At 35.0% G+C, this 4,375-nt stretch carries 7 protein-coding genes; 3 read left to right on the top strand and 4 right to left on the bottom strand.

Going from position 1 to position 4,375, the window contains the following annotated elements; translation table 11 throughout:
* From bet to M4Z11_RS07215, 3 genes are all read right to left on the bottom strand, one after another.
* Positions 1 to 644: phage recombination protein Bet (bet, locus tag M4Z11_RS07225; RefSeq protein ID WP_249678006.1), on the bottom strand; the 644-nt coding region annotated here is incomplete at its 3' end.
* A 16-nt stretch (positions 645 to 660) separates the two neighbouring features.
* Positions 661 to 1,041: a hypothetical protein gene (locus tag M4Z11_RS07220; RefSeq protein ID WP_249678004.1), complete on the bottom strand. Its 381-nt coding sequence runs from the start codon at positions 1,039 to 1,041 to the stop codon at positions 661 to 663.
* Between the two features lie 169 nt (positions 1,042 to 1,210).
* Entirely contained in the window at positions 1,211 to 1,813 is a 603-nt protein-coding gene (locus M4Z11_RS07215) for a S24 family peptidase (protein ID WP_249678002.1), read from the bottom strand.
* 101 nt (positions 1,814 to 1,914) lie between these two features.
* Between M4Z11_RS07215 and M4Z11_RS07210 the strand changes: the two genes are divergently transcribed.
* Positions 1,915 to 2,166, top strand: a complete 252-nt coding sequence (locus M4Z11_RS07210) for a helix-turn-helix transcriptional regulator (protein ID WP_249678000.1) — start codon at positions 1,915 to 1,917, stop codon at positions 2,164 to 2,166.
* 180 nt (positions 2,167 to 2,346) lie between these two features.
* Here the strand turns inward: M4Z11_RS07210 and M4Z11_RS07205 are convergent, their stop codons facing one another.
* Positions 2,347 to 2,967 (bottom strand): hypothetical protein, encoded by a 621-nt coding sequence (locus M4Z11_RS07205; protein WP_249677999.1) that lies wholly within the window; start codon positions 2,965 to 2,967, stop codon positions 2,347 to 2,349.
* Positions 2,968 to 3,038: 71 nt separating this feature from the next.
* On the opposite strand from M4Z11_RS07205, the gene M4Z11_RS07200 reads away from it, so the two are divergent.
* On the top strand, positions 3,039 to 3,509 hold the full coding sequence (locus M4Z11_RS07200; RefSeq protein WP_249677997.1) for a crossover junction endodeoxyribonuclease RuvC: 471 nt from the start codon (positions 3,039 to 3,041) through the stop codon (positions 3,507 to 3,509).
* The coding region (locus M4Z11_RS07195) for a hypothetical protein (RefSeq protein WP_249677995.1) at positions 3,499 to 4,375 on the top strand (877 nt) is incomplete at its 3' end. The genes M4Z11_RS07200 and M4Z11_RS07195, both read left to right, overlap by 11 nt.

Here is a 4,375-nt window from a genome sequence, read left to right as displayed (position 1 = left end):
AGAGAAAGATCTGTTATATTTCTGACATTTGCAAAGCTCAAAACTTTTGTTTCATCTGTTTGTGTTTCATGCATGAGGCTTTGGATTTCCATGATCATTTCATCGGAGACAGGCTGCCTTTGTGAACTGGCGCCCTGATTAATCCGTTCCGCTTCATCTTCATCATAAATACCGGAAAATCCGAAAGCATAACGGGCACATTGGATGACGGCTTTATGACGCAACATGCGTGCAGGATATTTCTGCCATGGGTCTGTTTTTTGTTTACACTCATTAAGATATTCAGTGACCTCAATAGGATCTTTAATTTCTTTCAAACGAATAGCACATTTGATGGCGATCAGATTTCCGTCCTTATCGAGTTGATCTTGAAAGGTCATCCCATCAAATTTAGGATTTGATTTGATAATCTTGATCCATCCGTCAATAGAGACAACAGGAATAATACCGCCGCCTCTTTTAGGAAGAGCGTAAATCTCTTTTGTGAGCGGATTGAGTCCATAAGTATTAGCGACGGAAATAAAAGCAGCAAACTCTTCATCAGAGAAGTTATGGCTGATACAGGTTTTAATAATGGTTTTACGAAACTCTTGTTCTGAGAAGCCATATTTTTGCGAAATAAGGCTTAAAGGAGAATGTGTCATGTTAAAGATTCCTCTTTTAAATCACATCAGAGAGTCTGAGACGGTGCTGCTCTTCATAAGTGCCATAGATCTCATCATCAATTTTTTGATCTTCGAGATCTTTTTTAAAAGCTTCATAGGCATCGCTGTATTCTACAAAAGGAGGAATATCGCTATCTTCATCAAGCATCCAGCTGCTTTGATCTAAATATTCTTCAGCAATTTCTTCAGAAATATCTTCCCATCGATTTGTTGAGAGCTCGATGCGAATAATTCTTTCCACATCATCGATGTCAGATAAAAAGTTCAATACTTCTGTTTCATCATAAAAAGGTCCAGAACGTGCAGTGTTTTCATTTTCATTACTGCACATTGCTAAAAGAATTTCATTTGGATTAATAAAAATCGGCTTTTTCATTTCTACCCCCTCTAATGCCTTGCGACTGTTCTTGGTGTTTGGTTTGTATAATCACATATACGCAAACGTATAAATAAAAGCAAGAAAAAAGTTACGGATATTTTATTTTTTTTGTATTTTTACTTAAATATCGCTTTTAAAATTAAGGAATCAAAAAGTTTTAATAAAATTATTTTGTAAATCGACGATAAGCTTTACGAGGTAATATTGCAAATATTTCGCCAACCCATTTTATCTTAGCATTTTTAATGGGTAACGCATTCCATGATTTGAGTACAATACCCTCTGAAGAACGAGTAATTTGTTTGACAAATCGCCTATTGTCTTCTGTTAAAACAACAACTTCATCACCGTAGTAATCGCTCACTGGTTTTGTTTGTAGATGTTTAACTACGATAAAATCACCATCTTTATATACAGGATACATAGAATCTCCACGAACCATGAATCCTATTGCTTCAAAAGGCAAATCAAATGGTATTTCAATTGTTTCAAGTCCGTCTTCTGGAATTTGCTCAATATCTGTGTCAATCTCTAACCCTGCTCCTACGTATCCCATAATAGGAACAAGTGTAGTAACTTGGTTATAACCCTTTAAGCTTTTATAAAGTTCTAAAATTGCATCTCTGTGTGAACCTCTAGGATCTGACTCACTCCCCAACCATCTTGACACGGTTGCCTGAGTTACATTTAGTCTATCTGCAAGATCTTTTTGACTGAGACCGAATTCAGATTGCAATATTTGCAATGTAGCAATGATATTTTTTGTCATAATTAATTATTTATGATTTTAAAATTTAAAAAATCTATTGTTTTTTTTCTAAAACTGTATACAATTGCGTATATGGTTAAAATTTGAAGGGCTTAACTCAAATGAGCACAGAGGAAAAATTAGAAATTAAGTCTATCAGAAAATGTTTTTCGCTAACACAAAAAGAATTAGCAGATATTTTAGGTGTTAAACAAGCCTCTGTTTGTCGTTGGGAACAAGGAAAAGGGTTATCCTTAAGAAATTATCTAAAGCTTCAACAATTTAGAAATAGCTCATCCCGTCCACTCTCATTTTGTGATGATGTTTCTGGTTGCAGAGGTGGTTATGATCGGACTGATATACAGCAATCTTAATATAAAGAAAGGAAATAAAGATGGATTACGGTTTGGCAATATCATTACTATCCATATCGGTTATTATTTTGAATGTTATTGTATTTTTTCACTGGTACAATAATAGAGATTAATAAAAGCCTTAGATCTTAATGCTTATTTTTTAGTGTATAGCTCTTTTATTTATCGTGAATGATGGAATTATATATTAGCAGGTTCATCGTTGAACTTAGCCCAAAAATTCAATCTTTGCCTCTCTGAAAAACGAAAAAAGCCAATGCAATGAAAAATTTTAAGTGTTTTATAGGGATAGTTAGAGGACGTATGTTCTAAAATAATATTTATAGGATTTACTATCTCTGATTGCATAGCTTGAATGGTCAGTGAAATTGTAAGTTGTTCCTCACTCTCTACATTAAACAGATCAAATATGCACTCTGGTTCCGATTTGAATTCAGGATGTATTAAGTTGATGTGTTTAGGTTTTACAGGGATATTGATGCCTGGTTCTTTAGTAACTCTGGAATTTGGATTGGGATAGAAGGCTTTGACAAATTGAAACGGACTTTGGGAATCTAGCCAGATATTATTTATCTTAATTTCTTGTTTTGTAGGATTATAGGTGGTTAAATTTATTTTGAATGTGATTTTTTCATTTAGATGGTAAGGTATATTTGTTAGCGTTCTTTTACAACTAATTTGTAATTTAGGTCCTAGAGCTTGTTCTTTTGCTTTTTTGTATCCTATCCAAATTGAAATACCAGCATGAATAGCAGCTATAGTGAGAGAAAGTGTAGAAAAGAATTCAAATATCGTTAACATTTTTCCCCCTCATTTCAAAAAATAATAATCGTCGAATGGCTTTATAAAAATAATGTTTAATGGAATTTCAAATGACTAACACGATTCTCTGTTTTGACCTAGGGACAAAGACCGGTTGGGCGATTTGTGGTGCTGATGGTCACATTATCAGTGGTGTTATGAATTTCCAGCCCCGTCGTTTTGAAGGGGGTGGGATGCGTTATTTGCGTTTTAAGCAATGGCTTAATGAAATTAAGCTGATAGCAGGGAGAATTGATGCGGTGTATTTTGAAGAAGTCCGCCGTCATATAGGGACGGATGCCGCACATGTTTACGGTGGCTTGTTAGCAACCTTAACAGCATGGTGTGAGTATTATCAGATCCCGTATGAAGGTATCCCTGTTGGTACGATAAAGAAGGCAACAACAGGAAAAGGAAATGCTTCGAAAGAAGAGATGATAGAGGCAATGTGTTCCAAAGGACACTCACCTTGTGATGATAATGAGGCAGATGCTTTGGCAATTTTATATTTAAAGAAAGAAGGGGAAATCTATGTCCAGTAAATTACCTTGGACGAGACTTTTTGCAGACAAGTGGCTTCTTGATCTTGCTTGTTTACCTGCAATTGAAGGCAATGTTTATATGCGGTTGCGATTGCAAATGTTGCGCACAAGAGAGTCTCTTGTAAACGATACACAAATATTATCTCATTTTACGTGTTGTTCAGTAAAAAGATTTGAAAAGGCGTTAGATTATTTATTTAGGTCTGGACATGTCATTTGCTTAGAAAATGGTCGTTTGTGGATTTCAGATGTTGAAGAAGAATTAAACAATTCAGATGAAACTTTAAATAAGTTTGCAGAAAGAGCTGCAAAAGCTGCAACCACTAGGAAAAATAAACATCAAGAAGATTCTTCAAGAAAGCCTCAAGATTCTTTAAGAAGTCTTCAAGATTCTTCAAGATGTCTTCAAGATTCTTCAAGATGTCTTGAAGATTCTTCAAGAGGGTACAATAACAATAACAATAACAGTTATAATAAAAAAACTAATACTATCGTATTATCAAAAAAAGAAATTGGTTCTGAAATTTTAGAACCTATCGATTTGATTGAAGAGCCAACAGAGGTTGATGCTGTTGAGAACCAACCAGAGCCAATTGCGACGGATTTAGAAAACCAACCTCCCATTCACGAGCAAGAAAACGTTCCCCAAAAAGCAAAACGAGCGAAAACTAATCGAGGCTATCGATTGCCTGAGGATTTCAAACCTAATTTGCAATATGCAATCGATAAAGGCTTAGCACATGATGAGGCGCTGTTAGAATTTGAGCGGTTCACAAATTACTGGTTAGCAAATCCAAGTAAAAATGCAAACAAACGGGATTGGCAAAGGACATGGTACAGTTGGGTTACAAATCCCGATTATGGAA

It is taken from the genome of Bartonella bilalgolemi (genome assembly GCF_023500045.1).
Lineage (GTDB): Bacteria > Pseudomonadota > Alphaproteobacteria > Rhizobiales > Rhizobiaceae > Bartonella > Bartonella bilalgolemii.
This window is presented reverse-complemented; position numbering and strand designations above follow the sequence as displayed.

Coding starts and splice junctions, on each gene's coding strand:
- M4Z11_RS07220 (WP_249678004.1), bottom strand. CDS start 1,041: ATGAAAAAGCCGATTTTTATTAATCCAAATGAAATTCTTTTAGCAATG.
- M4Z11_RS07215 (WP_249678002.1), bottom strand. CDS start 1,813: ATGACAAAAAATATCATTGCTACATTGCAAATATTGCAATCTGAATTC.
- M4Z11_RS07210 (WP_249678000.1), top strand. CDS start 1,915: ATGAGCACAGAGGAAAAATTAGAAATTAAGTCTATCAGAAAATGTTTT.
- M4Z11_RS07205 (WP_249677999.1), bottom strand. CDS start 2,967: ATGTTAACGATATTTGAATTCTTTTCTACACTTTCTCTCACTATAGCT.
- M4Z11_RS07200 (WP_249677997.1), top strand. CDS start 3,039: ATGACTAACACGATTCTCTGTTTTGACCTAGGGACAAAGACCGGTTGG.